We start from the raw sequence: 15,155 nt of genomic DNA on the forward strand, positions 1-15,155 counted from the left end.
CACATTTTTCGTCGGAAAATGTGGGGCGAGAATTTTCGGCGAAAATTCTCAGTCCTCCACCTCCGCATCCAGGAGTTCCATGTTCAGGCCGAGGCCGCGGACTTCTTTCACCAGAACGTTGAAGCTCTCGGGAATGCCCGCCTCGAAATTGTCCTCGCCCTTGACGATGCTCTCGTAGACCTTGGTCCGGCCGGCCACGTCGTCCGACTTCACCGTCAGCATCTCCTGCAGGGTGTAGGCGGCGCCATAGGCTTCCAGAGCCCAGACCTCCATCTCCCCGAAACGCTGACCGCCGAACTGCGCCTTGCCGCCCAACGGCTGCTGGGTCACCAGGCTGTAGGGGCCGGTCGAACGTGCGTGGATCTTGTCGTCGACCAGGTGGTGCAGCTTGAGCAGATACTTGATGCCCACGGTGACGGGGCGCGCGAACTGTTCGCCGGTACGTCCGTCGAACAGAACCGACTGGCCCGAGGTATCGAAACCGGCGCGTGTCAGCGCGTCGTTCACATCCGCCTCTTTCGCACCGTCGAAGACCGGCGTTGCGATCGGAACGCCACGGGTGACGTTGCCTGCGGCCTCGACCAGCGTGTCCTCGTCCATGCCCGAGATACCCTCGGCATAGACGTCCTCGCCATAGGCGTGCTTCATCGCGTCGCGCACCGGGGTCAGGTCGCCCGAACGGCGGTATTCCTGCAGCGCCTCGTCCACATTCAGACCCAGACCGCGCGCGGCCCAGCCCATATGGGTTTCGAGGATCTGACCGACGTTCATCCGCGACGGCACACCCAGCGGGTTGAGGCAGAAATCGACCGGGGTCCCGTCTGCGAGGAACGGCATGTCCTCCATCGGCACCACTTTCGAAATCACACCCTTGTTACCGTGACGGCCGGCCATCTTGTCACCCGGCTGCAGCTTGCGCTTCACCGCGATGAAGACCTTGACCATCTTCATCACGCCCGGGGGCAGATCGTCGCCGCGACGCACCTTTTCGACCTTGTCTTCGAAACGGGCATCCAGGGCGCGCTTTTGCAGTTCGTACTGCTCGTTCAGCGCTTCGACGATCTGGGCATCCTGCTCACCTTCCAGCGCCAGCATCCACCACTGACCGCGGGTCAAGGTTTCCAGCAACTCTTCGGTGATCTCGGAACCCGGCTTGATGCCCTTGGGGCCCTTGACCGCGGTCTTGCCCAGGATCAGCGACTTCAGACGCGCATAGATGTTGCGGTCGAGGATCGCCAGCTCGTCGTCCCGGTCACGGGCCAGACGCTCGACTTCCTCGCGCTCGATCTGCAGCGCGCGCTCGTCCTTGTCGACGCCGTGGCGGTTGAACACGCGAACCTCGACCACGGTGCCGTAATCGCCCGGCTTCACGCGCAGCGAGGTGTCGCGCACATCGCTGGCCTTCTCGCCGAAGATGGCGCGCAGCAGCTTTTCTTCCGGGGTCATCGGGCTTTCACCCTTGGGCGTGATCTTGCCCACCAGAATGTCGCCCGGCTGCACTTCGGCACCGATATAGACGATGCCCGCCTCGTCGAGATTGCGCAGCGCTTCCTCGCCGACGTTCGGGATGTCGCGGGTGATCTCTTCCGGCCCCAGCTTGGTGTCGCGGGCGGCAACTTCGAATTCCTCGATATGGATCGAGGTAAAGACGTCGTCACGCGCGATGCGTTCCGAGATCAGGATCGAGTCCTCGTAGTTATAGCCATTCCACGGCATGAACGCGACGACAACGTTCTTGCCCAGAGCCAGTTCGCCCATATCGGTCGAGGGACCGTCGGCGATGACCTCGCCCTTGGAAACCTGCTGACCCACTTTCACCAGCGGGCGCTGGTTGATGCAGGTGTTCTGGTTCGACCGCTGGAACTTGCGCATGCGGTAGATGTCGACGCCCGCATCGCCCAGTTCCAGATCCTCGGTGGCGCGGATCACGATCCGCTGCGCGTCGATCTGGTCGATGATGCCCGCACGCTTGGCCTGAATTGCCGCGCCCGAGTCGATGGCGACCTTTTCCTCGATCCCGGTGCCGACCAGCGGCGCCTCAGCCCGCAGAAGCGGAACCGCCTGACGCTGCATGTTCGAGCCCATCAGAGCGCGGTTGGCGTCGTCGTTTTCGAGGAACGGGATGAGCGAGGCGGCGACCGAAACCAGCTGTTTCGGCGACACGTCGATCAGGTCGACGCTTTCCATCGGGGCCAGCGTATAGTCGCCGGCCTGACGGGTGTTGACCAGCTCGTTCACGAACTTGCCATTCTCGTCCAGGGTGGCGTTGGCCTGCGCCACGGTGTGGCGCATTTCCTCGGTCGCGGACATATAGTGCACCTCATCGGTGACCTGCCCGCCCTTGACGACGCGGTAGGGGGTCTCGATGAAGCCGTATTTGTTCACGCGGGCAAAGGTGGCCAGCGAGTTGATCAGACCGATGTTCGGACCTTCGGGGGTCTCAATGGGGCACATCCGGCCATAGTGGGTCGGGTGAACGTCGCGCACCTCGAAACCGGCACGCTCGCGGGTCAGACCGCCCGGCCCAAGCGCCGAAAGACGACGCTTGTGCGTCACCTCGGACAGCGGGTTGGTCTGGTCCATGAACTGCGACAGCTGCGAAGAGCCGAAGAACTCGCGCACGGCGGCAGCGGCAGGTTTCGCATTGATCAGGTCCTGCGGCATCACGGTGTCGATCTCGACCGAGGACATGCGCTCCTTGATGGCGCGCTCCATCCGCAGCAAGCCGACGCGATACTGGTTTTCCATCAGTTCGCCGACCGAACGCACCCGGCGGTTGCCAAGGTGGTCGATATCGTCAATGTCACCCTTGCCGTCGCGCAGTTCGACCAGCGCCTTGATGCAGGCGATGATGTCTTCGCGGCGCAGGGTGCGCTGCGTGTCTGCGGCATCCAGATCGAGGCGCATGTTCATCTTGACCCGGCCCACGGCAGAGAGATCATAGCGCTCGCTGTCAAAGAACAGGGTGTCAAACAGGGCCGAGGCGGCCTCGACGGTGGGCGGCTCGCCCGGACGCATGACGCGGTAAATGTCCATGAGCGCGGTTTCCCGGTTCATGTTCTTGTCCTGCGCCATGGTGTTGCGGATGTAGGGACCGACGTTGATGTTGTCGATATCCAGCACCGGGATGTCGGTGACGCCGTTGTCGATCAGCTCCTTGACGGTGCCGCCGATCAGATCGCCATCCTTGTCATATTCCAGCGTCAGCTCGTCACCGGCCTCGACATAGATCGCGCCGGTTTCCTCGTTGATGATGTCCTTGGCCGCGAACTTGCCGACGATATGCTCGAACGGGACCAAAAGGTCGGTCACGCTGCCTTCTTCGATCAGCTTCTTCACCGCGCGCGGGGTGACCTTCTTGCCGGCTTCGGCGATCACCTCGCCCGAGGCGGCGTCGATCAGATCATAGGTCGGACGGGTGCCGCGCACACGCTCGGGGAAGAACGGAGTGACCCAACCGCGCTTTTTCTCCAGACGATAGGAGACTGTCTTGAAATAGGCATCCATGATGCCTTCCTGATCCAGGCCCAGCGCATAGAGCAGGGTCGTCACCGGCAGCTTGCGGCGACGGTCGATACGGGCAAAGACGATGTCCTTGGCGTCGAATTCGAAATCCAGCCACGAGCCGCGATACGGGATGATGCGGCAGGCAAAGAGCAGCTTGCCCGAAGAGTGGGTCTTGCCCTTGTCATGGTCGAAGAAAACGCCGGGCGAACGGTGCATCTGGGATACGATCACGCGCTCGGTGCCGTTCACGATGAAGGTGCCGTTGGGCGTCATCAGGGGCATGTCGCCCATGAACACGTCCTGCTCCTTGATGTCCTTGACGGATTTGGCGCCGGTATCCTCGTCGACATCGAACACGATCAGGCGCAGCGTGACCTTCAACGGGGCGCTGTAGGTCATGTCGCGCTGCATGCACTCCTCGACATCGTATTTCGGCTTTTCCAGCTCGTATTTCACGAATTCCAGCACGCTGGTTTCGTTGAAATCCTTGATCGGAAAGACCGACTGGAACACGCCCATGATGCCTTCGCCATCCAGAGGCCGAGGCGCATCGCCGGAGTTCAGGAACAGGTCGTAGGAGGATTTCTGGACCTCGATGAGGTTCGGCATTTCCAGCACTTCGCGGATTTTGCCGTAATATTTGCGAAGACGTTTCTGGCCAAGGAACGTTTGAGCCATGTCAGATGTCACCTTTCAGTTTCTCACCGGTCAAGGGCACCGCCGGGCCCCGGCGCCTTGACCATTCGAGACGGAGCGTTTCGGATCAATTCATGGCCACCGTCCCGAGTGGCGGCCTCCCGATCCGTGAACCGCGCCTTAGAAAACACCCCCCCGCAGGGGTCCTTTCTAAGACAGGTTCGGCTGGACCCGGATTTCCCGGGTCCAGCCTCGTAGTTTCGGAGCGCAACCGGAATTTTGCAAAAATTCCGGCCCGTTTTCCGTGTCGGAAAACGGCTCCTGACCGATCGGCCTTAGGCCAGCTCGACCTCGGCGCCAGCTGCTTCCAGCTTTGCCTTGATCTCTTCGGCTTCTGCCTTGGCAATGCCTTCTTTGATCTTGCCGCCGGCTTCGACCAGATCCTTGGCTTCTTTCAGGCCCAGACCGGTGATGCCGCGAACTTCTTTGATCACGTTGATTTTCGAAGCGCCGGCGTTCTTCAGGACGACGTCGAATTCGGTCTTTTCTTCTTCGGCCGCTGCGCCGGCGTCGCCGCCTGCTGCTGCAACCATCACGGCGCCGCCAGCTGCGGGCTCGATGCCGTATTCATCCTTCAGGATGGTTTTCAGTTCCTGTGCTTCCAGCAGGGTCAGACCCACGATGCTTTCTGCGAGTGCTTTCAGATCAGCCATTTTATCAGCTCTTTCCGTTTACAGTGTGTGTTCCAACGTCAGGGCACATGCCCCACGCAGATCATTCAGTGCCAACCGCTTACGCAGCTTCCGCCTTCTCGATGATGGTGGAAAGGATGCCAGCGATATTGCTTGCAGGTGCGCCAATCGCGCCAGCGATGTTCGAAGCAGGTGCGCCGATGCAGGACACGATCTGAGCAATGAGCTCTTCACGCGACGGCATTTTCGACACGGCTTCGACGCCGGCACGGTCCAGAGCGTTCTCGCCCATTGCACCGCCGAGGATCTCAAATTTCTTGTTATCCTTGGCGAAGCCCTCGGCCACCTTGGCTGCTGCCACGGGGTCCTCGGAATAGGTCAGAACGGTCATACCCGTCAGCAGGTCGGCCATGCTTGCACACGGCTTACCCTCAAGGGCGATCTTGGCGAGCCTGTTCTTGGCAACACGCACAGACCCACCCGCTTCGCGTGCACGCGCGCGCAGGTCCTGCATCTCGGCAACTGTCAGACCGGCGTAGTGAGCAACCACCACGACGCCAGAGCTTTCGAAGATCTGGCCGAGTTCCTCGACCACTTTCTCTTTCTGGGCTCTATCCACAGTTCTCTCCAAATTTGGGATGGTGAACATCCCGGCTCATATTTGCCGGGCTCTCACCCGGCGTTCATGTCCGTTTTACGGGGTGGAGCCAAATAATCGCCCGAGGGTCGAGCCCCCGATCTCTTTGGTCTGTACCCGTCTCAGGCAGGAGATTAAGGCCACGGATGCGGCCACCCACCGTCTTGGACGAAACAAAATAAAGCGCACGACGAATCGCACGCTTTACTTCGCCCCCTCTCTTAGGCCAGAGCGATGGGGTTTCCAAGGGGTAAAACGACCGGTCGCGGGCTCATCCGGCGGGGAACCGCGCACCAAAGATTCGCGCCGCGGCCCCATCCACATCGATCGGCAGTTCCAGGCAAGCCCCCTCGGCCCGCAGCCGGTCGAGCCGCACCGGGTCGACCCCGTGCAGGTCACCATGCAAAGCGCGCAGGCGTGTCTCGGCATCGGGCTCGCCCAGCAGCACGCGGATCCGTTCGGTCAGCGGCACCGTGAACCCGCTCGACACAAGGCGCCAGTCAAGCTTGGCCCGCCAGACTTCGTAGTCGAGCCCGATATGATGCAACAGCGCCGCCGCCCCGCCGCGCACCGGCACAAAGGCTTCGGCCAATTCGCCGCCGCCCTGACGTTGCGCCCAGTGCTGGCGCAGGAACACGTTCTTTAACCCGCAACGAATGAAAGATTTGCCTTGTGGATGTCCAATCAGCCCTTTGCGGCGCGGTCCGAACAGCGCCGCGCTATCGCCATAGACCCGGCGCGCGGCGTCGCGCTCCATCGGCAGGCGATAGATCTGGCCCGCCACCCCATCAGGAACTGCCACGATCTCGGCCGTTTCTACACGGATCGCCTCGACCTGGGTCGGCTGGCCCGAAAGAAAGGCAGCTATCCCGCCGTTCGACGCCCACATGAACTCGTCGGCATCGACATTCAGCAACCATCCTTCGGTCTGCCGCCTGTAAGCCCAGGTCAGCGCCGCATTCTGTCGCTTGGTAAACCGGGTTTCCGGCGTCAGCCCCAGATCGGCCCAGAACTCGGGCGTACACGCGACGCAGTCGATGCGCGGATGCGTGCTCAGAACCGGTATCGCAGGGTCATGCGGATTATCGAACAGCAAGGTAAGCCCCTCGGCCCCGGCTTCGAGATACCAAGCAGCGAAGCGAAGCGTATCGGGCAAAGGTTCGTTGAGAATGGCACCAACGCGCCAGGGCGCCGTCATCCCGCGTTCCGATCGTTCATCACTGCCTGCCTCATTGATATGCTGCTCTTTTCCGCCGCGTAGCCTATACCGCCCACCCGCGGCAAGTCAAAGCGGGCCTGGCGCGCGTTGACCCCGGCAGAGGCCATTGTTAGCATCCCGCCATGCGACGGGCAGCCCCGCCCAAGACAGTGCAACTCAAAGGGCGGAGGCCGATGACCGAAGCAAACGGTTTCTCACTTCTGACCTTTGTCCTGCAACCGGCGCATTGCACTATCCTGCGCGACTGGATGGGGTTTTTCGATCAACCGCCGGATCGCCTTGTTGTACATGTCGGCCAGGACCCGGCCATCGCCAAGGATATGACCGACCTTGCAGACGCGTTTGGCGCCGAATTGGTGATTGCGGGACAAACCGATCCCGCCCAGACGACCGAGAACGAGACCAACCTCTTGTGGCAACAATTCGATCTGATCGGCGACGATCTGGTCTGTATCGTGCGGCTCGATACCCTACCCTATCGCGAGTCCAATCTGCCCTGGCAGGCCGAGTCAATGGAAGCAATGACCCGCCACGGAGCCCTTTTCCTGACAGGCTCGACCCTGCCGTTTCGCGCGGATACGCCCCTGCCCGGCACAGACCTGATGCGCACGCAGCGGTTCAGCAACTGTTTCGCGATCCTGCCCGCACAAGTGTGGCGCGAGGCGCAGCGGGCTCAGCAAAGCGATGCCGATGCCTTTGGTCGGTTTGGCTCCGAAGCGGCGGTGGAACTCTACTGCTCGGAAACCGGGGCCTTTGGTCTGCGCCTGATCAATCGTCCCGAATTGCGTGTGTTTCATTGCCAGGAATGGGGACCGCGCATGGCTGAGGTGCGCGCGTCCTTTCAGGCAGGCCGGGGCATCGCCCCCTTTCTAAAGGGGTATCAGGATGATTTCATGGGCGCCCGGGCTCGGTTCTACATGGAGAAACGCCCACCCCTGCATCGGCGCGCGCGCATTCTGCTGGGGCGGTGGAAACGCAGTTTGCTGGGGCGGGCGGGCTGAACCGGAAAAAGAAAACCCGGCACTGCGAGAAACAGGCCGGGTTCCCTTGTCTGTATCTGGCGAACAAAGCCGCCAGTCTGACCGCTTAGTTGCCCGAGGCGCTCGCCACGTCAACCGACACACCCGGACCCATGGTCGAGCTGATCGCGATCTTTTTCAGGTAGGTGCCCTTGGCACCGGCCGGTTTGGCCTTGGCCACAGCATCCACAAACGCGCGAACGTTCTCGACCAGTTTGGCCTCGTCGAACGACACCTTGCCGACGCCTGCATGGATGACACCGGCCTTTTCGACCTTGAACTGGACTTCACCGCCCTTGGCGTTCTGCACGGCCTGGGCGACGTCCATGGTCACGGTGCCGACTTTGGGGTTCGGCATCAGGTTGCGCGGGCCCAGGATTTTACCCAGACGACCGACAACCGGCATCATGTCGGGGGTCGCGATGCAGCGATCGAACTCGATCTTGCCGGACTGGATGGTTTCCATCAGGTCCTCGGCGCCAACGATGTCCGCGCCTGCGGCCTGGGCTTCTTCAGCCTTGGGGCCACGAGCAAAGACAGCGACGCGCACGGTTTTGCCGGTGCCGTTGGGCAGGCCGACAACGCCGCGAACCATCTGGTCGGCGTGACGCGGGTCAACACCCAGGTTCATTGCGATCTCGACGGTCTCGTCGAACTTGGCCGAGGCGGCCGACTTGACCAGCGCAACGGCTTCTTCGACCGACAGCTCTTCCTTGCCAGCAAAGGCTTCGCGGGCAGCGCGGGTGCGTTTTCCAAGCTTTGCCATCTTATTTCACCTCGATGCCCATGGACCGGGCAGAGCCCAGGATGATCTGCATTGCGCCTTCGATATCGTTGGCGTTCAGATCCTTCATCTTCGCCTCGGCGATTTCGCGGACCTGGGCAACGGTGACGGTGCCGGCGGTCGCGCGCGAGGGGGTCTTGGAACCCGACTGGATCTTGGCGGCCTTCTTCAGGAAATAGGACGCGGGCGGCGTCTTGATGTCCATGGTAAAGGACTTGTCCTGATAATAGGAAATCACGGTCGGGCAGGGTGCGCCCACTTCCATGTCTGCGGTCTTGGCGTTGAACGCCTTGCAGAATTCCATGATGTTGATGCCGCGCTGACCCAGCGCCGGACCAACTGGCGGCGACGGGTTAGCCTTGCCTGCGGGCACCTGAAGCTTCAGCGTGCCGATCAGTTTCTTGGCCATTGGCCTTCTCCTTTTCAACTCCGCCGGAACGCGATCCGGCAGATGCTATTGATGTGGTCCGACCTCCGGGGCGCGCCCACTCCGTCTCCCACGGGATTCGCCGCCCAAGGGCGGCATCGGGTGCCGATAGACCGGAACGCCCGACAATGCAAGTGCCGCGCGGTAAAGGTCCAAGGCGCCGATGGTTTTAAGGGCAGCGCAGTCTTGCTGCGATCAGCCCTGTTTCGCGACCTGGGTAAAGTCGAGCTCGACCGGGGTTTCGCGACCGAAGATCGACACCGACACGCGCAGTTTCTGGCTGTCGTCATCGACGCCCTCGACCATGCCGTCAAAGCCTTCGAACGGGCCGTCGTTGACCTTGACGCGCTCACCGATCTCGAACGAGATCAGGGTGCGCGGCGCCTCTTCACCTTCCTGCACGCGGTTGAGGATCTGGTTGACCTCGGCATCGCGCATCGGCATCGGGCGACCCTGCGGGCCCAAGAAACCGGTGACCCGGTTGATCGTGTTGATCAGGTGATAGCCCTGGTCGGACATCTCCATGTGCACCAGCACATAACCGGGCATGAACCGACGTTCGGTCGAGACCTTCTTGCCGCGGCGCACCTCGATGACCTCTTCGGTCGGCACCAGCACCTCGTCGATCTGATCTTCGAGCCCGTGTTCGGCGACCGAGGCGCGGATCGTCTCGGCGACCTTCTTTTCGAAGTTCGAAAGCACGCTGACCGAATACCACCGTTTCGCCATGACCCTGTCGTCCTCGTCTTCTGGCCGGTCCGCGGGCGCGTCCCGGAGCATTTCTGAATTGCGGCCACCCATCGAGCGGCCCGCCGGAACAAAAAGCGGCGCGCAGCTCGAATCGCCGCACGCCCGTCCCGAAGGTACTGCGTGACCTAGCCCCTGATCCGGCGATGTGCAAGGCCGGATTGCGCCGCGGCGCGGGCCCTGGTCAGTTGAACATGCCCAGCAACAGTTGCAGTCCGCCCCGGATCGACAGGTCGACCAGCGCGAAGAAAACAGCCGTCAACGCCGCCATGATGAACACCATCACCGTGGTCAGCAGCACCTCGCGGCGGGTCGGCCAGACGACCTTGGACACTTCGGCGCGGACCTGCTGGATGAACTGGATCGGGTTGATGGTGGCCATATGCCTGACTTCTCTCTGCTTGCGGACTATCGGCACATAGCCGGAGCAGGCCGCGAATTCAAGGCCGGTTCGGCACCGTCTGGGGCGGGGTCAGATAGTCGGCGTCGCTCACCTTCTCCAGCCAGTTGGCGACCTGACCGTCTTCGGCCTCCTGAATGGCCAGATGCACCATGCCGGTTTCCGGGCCGGCGCCGTGCCAGTGCTCCTCGCCGGGCGGGATCCAGACCGTGTCGCCCGCGCGGATCACGCGCGGGGCTGCGTCGCGTAGTCCGACCAGGCCGCTGCCGGACAACACATACAACGTCTGGCCCAGCGGATGAGTATGCCATGCAGTACGCGCACCCGGTTCGAACCCGACCCGCAGCGCCCGCACCCGCGCGGGCACCGGCGCCTCGACCACCGGATCCTGCCAGACCGTGCCGGTGAACCAATCCGAATTCGCCTTGCGCGTCGGACGGCTGCCATTCTCGTAGATTTCCATCTTGTCCCTCCCATTCGGTTCCCACTCTGGCGCAGGGCGCGGCGGGGTCAAGGCTTGGGCTTGTCGTCCCAGTCCCCCGACAGGATCCGGCGCGCATCGCCTTCGGGATCGTCATACTGGTCCGACCGCACGGTGTAGACAAAGGCCAACAGGCCCACCGCGCCAAGGATCAGCGATATCGGGATCAGGATCGCCAGGACTTCCATCAACTCACCTCAGGCGCAGGGCGTTCAGGGACACGGTAATCGACGAGGTCGACATCGCCAAGGCCGCGATCAGTGGCGAGCAGAGCCCCGCCACCGCAAGCGGCACGGCAATCACGTTATAGACAGTGGCGATGCGGAAGTTTTCGCGGATACGTTTGGTGGCGCGGATGGCGGTATCGCAGGCCCCGGCAATCGGGGACAAGTCGTTGCCCAGCAGCACGATATCAGAGGCGACGCGCGCGGCGTCCAGCGCCGAGGCGGGCGAGATCGACACATGGGCGGCGGCCAGAGCGGCGGTATCGTTCAATCCGTCGCCCACCATCAGCACCCGCTTGCCCGCGTCGGCCAATGCCTGCACCCGGTCAGCCTTGTCCTGCGGCAGGGCCTCGGCCATCCAGTTCTCGATCCCCAGACGCCGGGCCAGTGCCTCGACCGCGCCGGTGGTATCGCCCGAAATGAGCAGAACCTCCTTGCCCGCGGCTTTTAGGCCCGAGACGGTTTCCTCGGCCCCCGGGCGCAGCGCGTCGGAGAACAGAAACGCCACCGGCGCCCGGTCGCCGACCGCCAGCCAGGCCGAGGTCTGCGCGGCCTGCTCGGCCCCGACCCAGGCGGCGCGGCCCAGCCGCACCCGTTGTCCCTGCCAGACACCTTCGGTGCCAAACCCCGGCACCTCGGTCACATCGTCGATCAGGGCCGGATGCAGCCCCGCAGCCCGCGCGGCGCGGGTGATCGCAACGGAAAGCGGATGCGAGGACGCCTCTGCCAGCGCCAGTGCGACCTCCATGTCGGCGCGGCGGTGATCGCCCAGATTGGTCAGTTCGGGTGTGCCCGCCGTCAGCGTGCCGGTCTTGTCGAACACGACCGTGTCCACCTCGGCCAGACGTTCCAGCGCGGTGGCATGCTTGATCAGCATTCCCCGCTTGAAAAGACGCCCCGAGGCGGCCGTCGTCACCGCCGGCACCGCGAGGCCCAACGCACAGGGACAGGTGATGATCAGCACGGCGGCGGCGATGTTGAGCGCGGTGCGCACATCCCAGCTGTAGAGATACCAGCCGACAAAACTGAGCGCCGAGAGGATATGCACCCCCGGCGCATAGAGTTTCGCGGCGCTGTCGGCCAGCGAGGTATAACGCGAGCGCCCGCTTTCGGCGATGGCCACCAGATCGGCCATGCGGTGCAGCGAGGTATCCTGCCCCACCGCGCTGGCGCGGATCACCAGCGGACCGGTCAGGTTGACCTCGCCCGCGCTGACCACAAGCCCCGGTTCGGCAAAGATCGGCAGCGTTTCGCCGGTGAGCAGCGAGCGGTCCAGTTCCGAACGCCCCTCGACAATCTCGCCATCGACGGGCATCCGCCCGCCGGGGCGCACCAGGATCAGGTCGCCCACCGCCAGTTGCGCAACGGCGACCTCGGTTTCGACCCCGTCATGCAGCCGGATCGCGCGCGGCACCTCCAGCGCGGCCAGTTCCTCGGCCGCAGACCGGGCCACGGCGCGGGTACGGTAATCCAGATAGCGACCTGCAAGCAGGAAAAAGGTCAGCGTCAACGCCGCATCGAAATAGGCATGCTCGCCGCTCAGCGAGGTTTCCCAAAGCGAGGTGACCAGCGCCAGAACGATGGCCAACACGATGGGGACATCCATGTTGAGCCGCCTGGCCTTGAGTGCCCCCCAGGCGCTAACAAAAAAGGGCTGGCCGGAAAAGGCGATGGCAGGCATCGCAATGGCGGCGGAAATCCAGTGGAACATGTCCCGCGTCGCGTCCGAGGCACCGGACCAGACCGAGACCGACAGCAGCATCACGTTCATCGAGGCAAAGCCCGCCACCGCCAGCCGCATCAGCAAGTCGCGCCCCGCCCGGTCGGTGCGGGTCGCGTTGAGCGTTCCGGGGTCAAGCTCGTGCGCCTCGTATCCGACACGCTCCAGCACCGGGATCAGATCGGCGGCGCGCAGCTCGGGCCCGGCCTTGATCAGGGCCCGTTTCAGCGTCAGGTTCACCCGCGCGTCCTCGACCCCCGGATGGGCCTGCAAGGCGCGCTCGACCGTCGAGATACAGGCCGAACAGTGGATGCCCGGCAAAGACAGCGCGATCTGCACATCCTCGGGCACCGGGCGGGCGGGCTGGGCCGGAACCGCAACACAGGCCGGACAGGCCGCGGGCGAGGGGCGGAGCTGCGCCGTCATCGGGTCAACCCTTCACATGCAAAACGACGCGTTGGATAAATTCGGTGCCGTCCTCGGCACGCGCCACCATGCGGATGTTCCAATTGCCATCACCCAGTTCCGCCTTGGCCACATAGGCCGTGCCGTCAAAGGCGAAATCGGGCGCGAAATCCTCTTGCACATGGGTGGCGCGACCCAACACCGCCTTCAACTCGGAAACCTCGACCGGTTTGCCCGCCTGGTCGGTGATCGACAGGACCACCAGACCACCGGTCGCATCGGCGCGCACATGCCAGCCCAGCGCCTCTTGCGCGTCGCGGCGGGTATCGAATTCCTGGCTGGCGACATAGGAGTTCTTAACCTCCAACCCCGGAAAGGTCTTGATCGCGCTATAAGCCAGCAGGATATTCACCCCGATAATGATACCGAATGCGCCGACAAAGACCATGGCGGCATGTTTGCCGGTAAAGGTGCGCTCAGCCATCTTCAGTTCCCCCGTCCGTTGAATGTCGTGTCCTTATAGGCGCGCTCACCGTTGCTCTGATCCTCGACCCAGATACGGACATCGGTACTGGCCGCTAGAGATGGGGCCGCGTCCTTGGGTGTCACGATATAGACCCGCTGCAAAAAGGCGGTATCGGCAGGAACGGCGACCTTGTTATCGGGCAGGCCCTCGAGTTCGATCCGCATCGCCGGATCGCCGACCACGGACAGTTGGAACGGGCGTTCCTCACCATGCTTGTTGCGCAAGCGCACGTCATAGGTGTTGCGGATCGACCCGTCCGAAAGGGTAACAAAGGTCGGGTTGCGAACCGGGGCCACCGTCAGGTCGATGTCGGACCGGATGAACAGCGCAAACAGCAACGCGAAACCGACCAGCGACCAGAGGCTGGTATACATGATGGTGCGCGGGCGCAGGATATGCTTCCAGATGTTCTTGGGCGGGTGACCGGCACGCTCGGCCTCTTCGTCCTTGAGCGCCATATAGTCGATCAGCCCGCGCGGCTTGCCGATCTTCTCCATCATGTCGTCACAGGCGTCGATACACAGCGCGCAGGTGATGCATTCCAGTTGCTGGCCGTCGCGGATATCGATCCCGACCGGGCAGACGTTGACGCAGGCCATGCAGTCGATGCAATCGCCCAGTTCCGAATCCTCCGTGCGCTTGCCCTTGCCGCGCGGCTCGCCCCGCCATTCGCGGTAGCCTACAACCAACGTATCCTCGTCCATCATCGCGGCCTGAATACGCGGCCAGGGGCAGGCGTAGATACAGATCTGTTCGCGCGCGAAACCACCGAAAAAGAAGGTAGTAAAGGTCAGCACCGCCATCGTCGTATATGCAATGGGGTGGGCATTGCCGGTCACCAGATCCCGCAGCAGCGTCGGCGCATCGGCGAAGTAGAACACCCACGCCCCACCGGTGGCGAGACCGATCAACAGCCAGGTGGTCCATTTGGTGATCCTCAGCCGCGCCTTGCGGAAATCGAGCTTTTTCTGGCGGTGCAGGCGCAGCCGGGCGTTGCGGTCGCCCTCGATCCAGCGTTCGACCAGGATGAAGAGGTCGGTCCACACTGTCTGCGGACAGGCATAACCGCACCAGACCCGGCCCAATGCCGAAGTGAACAGGAACAGGCCAAGCCCCGCCATGATCAGCAGACCCGCGACAAAATAGAATTCGTGCGGCCAGATTTCGATCCAGAAGAAGTAAAAGCGCCGGTTAGCCATATCCAGCAACACAGCTTGGTCGGGCAAGCTGGGACCGCGATCCCAGCGAATCCAGGGCGTCAGGTAGTAAATCCCCAGCGTTACCGCCATGATGAACCATTTGAGATTGCGGAACGTGCCCGATACGCGCCGCGGGAAAATGGGCTCTCGGGCGGCGTAAAGGCTGGGTTCTGGGGTCGACTCGCTCACGGACTCACTCCGGTTTTGGCTATTCTACAGCGCGACTTCTTCCAGATGCGCGCGCGGCAGACTTTGACATGGGTCAAAAAGCGTATCTGTGGCGCAGCTTTTGATGCTGCAATTGCATCGGGCGTTACGTCGCACACGGCCAAAACGTCCGAAAACATTGTACAAATGGCGCATCCATTCGCTGATCATCACGAAATAGTGATTGCATCCCAAGCCATTAACTGTTCCGCGCCCCTGTCACAAAAAAGATCCGCCGACCGGATTGGTCGGCGGATGCTTTGTGATTATGACTAAAGGCGCCGGCTGTTCAGGAAACGCGCGAACAGATCGAACAGCCGACGCC

14 protein-coding genes are annotated in these 15,155 nt (G+C 62.6%); 1 reads left to right on the top strand and 13 read right to left on the bottom strand.

What is annotated here, in order from left to right; all coding sequences use genetic code 11:
• Window positions 1–48: 48 nt before the first annotated feature.
• The 4 genes from rpoB to AC2FNA_RS05490 all read right to left on the bottom strand — a co-directional run bounded on the left by rpoB (window position 49) and on the right by AC2FNA_RS05490 (window position 6,670).
• Window positions 49–4,185, bottom strand: a complete 4,137-nt coding sequence (gene rpoB, locus AC2FNA_RS05475) for a DNA-directed RNA polymerase subunit beta (protein WP_496825052.1) — start codon at window positions 4,183–4,185, stop codon at window positions 49–51.
• 293 nt (window positions 4,186–4,478) lie between these two features.
• Window positions 4,479–4,856, bottom strand: a complete 378-nt coding sequence (rplL, locus tag AC2FNA_RS05480) for a 50S ribosomal protein L7/L12 (protein ID WP_234144484.1) — start codon at window positions 4,854–4,856, stop codon at window positions 4,479–4,481.
• Window positions 4,857–4,935: 79 nt separating this feature from the next.
• The gene (gene rplJ, locus AC2FNA_RS05485; protein WP_011049190.1) at window positions 4,936–5,454 is read right to left on the bottom strand and encodes a 50S ribosomal protein L10; all 519 of its coding nucleotides are present in this window, start codon (window positions 5,452–5,454) and stop codon (window positions 4,936–4,938) included.
• Between the two features lie 289 nt (window positions 5,455–5,743).
• Window positions 5,744–6,670, bottom strand: coding sequence for a glycosyltransferase family protein (locus AC2FNA_RS05490; RefSeq protein WP_496825053.1), 927 nt, complete (start codon window positions 6,668–6,670; stop codon window positions 5,744–5,746).
• A gap of 194 nt (window positions 6,671–6,864) precedes the next feature.
• Here AC2FNA_RS05490 and AC2FNA_RS05495 point away from each other — a divergent pair, with 194 nt between their 5' ends.
• Window positions 6,865–7,692 carry a hypothetical protein gene (locus tag AC2FNA_RS05495; protein WP_496825054.1) on the top strand — a complete coding sequence of 276 codons (828 nt, stop codon included), beginning with the start codon at window positions 6,865–6,867 and terminating at the stop codon, window positions 7,690–7,692.
• Between the two features lie 85 nt (window positions 7,693–7,777).
• Here AC2FNA_RS05495 and rplA read toward each other — a convergent pair whose 3' ends face one another.
• The 9 genes from rplA to ccoG all read right to left on the bottom strand — a co-directional run bounded on the left by rplA (window position 7,778) and on the right by ccoG (window position 14,713).
• Window positions 7,778–8,476, bottom strand: coding sequence for a 50S ribosomal protein L1 (gene rplA / locus AC2FNA_RS05500; RefSeq protein WP_234138796.1), 699 nt, complete (start codon window positions 8,474–8,476; stop codon window positions 7,778–7,780).
• A 1-nt stretch (window position 8,477) separates the two neighbouring features.
• A complete protein-coding gene (rplK, locus tag AC2FNA_RS05505) occupies window positions 8,478–8,903 on the bottom strand; it encodes a 50S ribosomal protein L11 (protein WP_496825055.1) in 426 nt (141 codons plus the stop codon).
• A gap of 213 nt (window positions 8,904–9,116) precedes the next feature.
• Entirely contained in the window at window positions 9,117–9,650 is a 534-nt protein-coding gene (gene nusG / locus AC2FNA_RS05510) for a transcription termination/antitermination protein NusG (protein WP_234221236.1), read from the bottom strand.
• 202 nt (window positions 9,651–9,852) lie between these two features.
• Window positions 9,853–10,050, bottom strand: a complete 198-nt coding sequence (gene secE, locus AC2FNA_RS05515; RefSeq protein ID WP_234138793.1) for a preprotein translocase subunit SecE — start codon at window positions 10,048–10,050, stop codon at window positions 9,853–9,855.
• Window positions 10,051–10,108: 58 nt separating this feature from the next.
• Window positions 10,109–10,531 (bottom strand): (R)-mandelonitrile lyase, encoded by a 423-nt coding sequence (locus AC2FNA_RS05520; protein ID WP_496825056.1) that lies wholly within the window; start codon window positions 10,529–10,531, stop codon window positions 10,109–10,111.
• Between the two features lie 47 nt (window positions 10,532–10,578).
• Window positions 10,579–10,737: a cbb3-type cytochrome oxidase assembly protein CcoS gene (ccoS, locus tag AC2FNA_RS05525; RefSeq protein ID WP_011049199.1), complete on the bottom strand. Its 159-nt coding sequence runs from the start codon at window positions 10,735–10,737 to the stop codon at window positions 10,579–10,581.
• A 4-nt stretch (window positions 10,738–10,741) separates the two neighbouring features.
• A complete protein-coding gene (locus AC2FNA_RS05530) occupies window positions 10,742–12,919 on the bottom strand; it encodes a heavy metal translocating P-type ATPase (RefSeq protein ID WP_496825057.1) in 2,178 nt (725 codons plus the stop codon).
• Between the two features lie 4 nt (window positions 12,920–12,923).
• On the bottom strand, window positions 12,924–13,382 hold the full coding sequence (locus AC2FNA_RS05535; RefSeq protein ID WP_234138789.1) for a FixH family protein: 459 nt from the start codon (window positions 13,380–13,382) through the stop codon (window positions 12,924–12,926).
• A gap of 2 nt (window positions 13,383–13,384) precedes the next feature.
• Window positions 13,385–14,713 carry a cytochrome c oxidase accessory protein CcoG gene (gene ccoG, locus AC2FNA_RS05540; protein WP_496825267.1) on the bottom strand — a complete coding sequence of 443 codons (1,329 nt, stop codon included), beginning with the start codon at window positions 14,711–14,713 and terminating at the stop codon, window positions 13,385–13,387.
• Window positions 14,714–15,155 lie beyond the last annotated feature (442 nt).

This window comes from Ruegeria sp. YKSD163 (assembly GCF_059612905.1).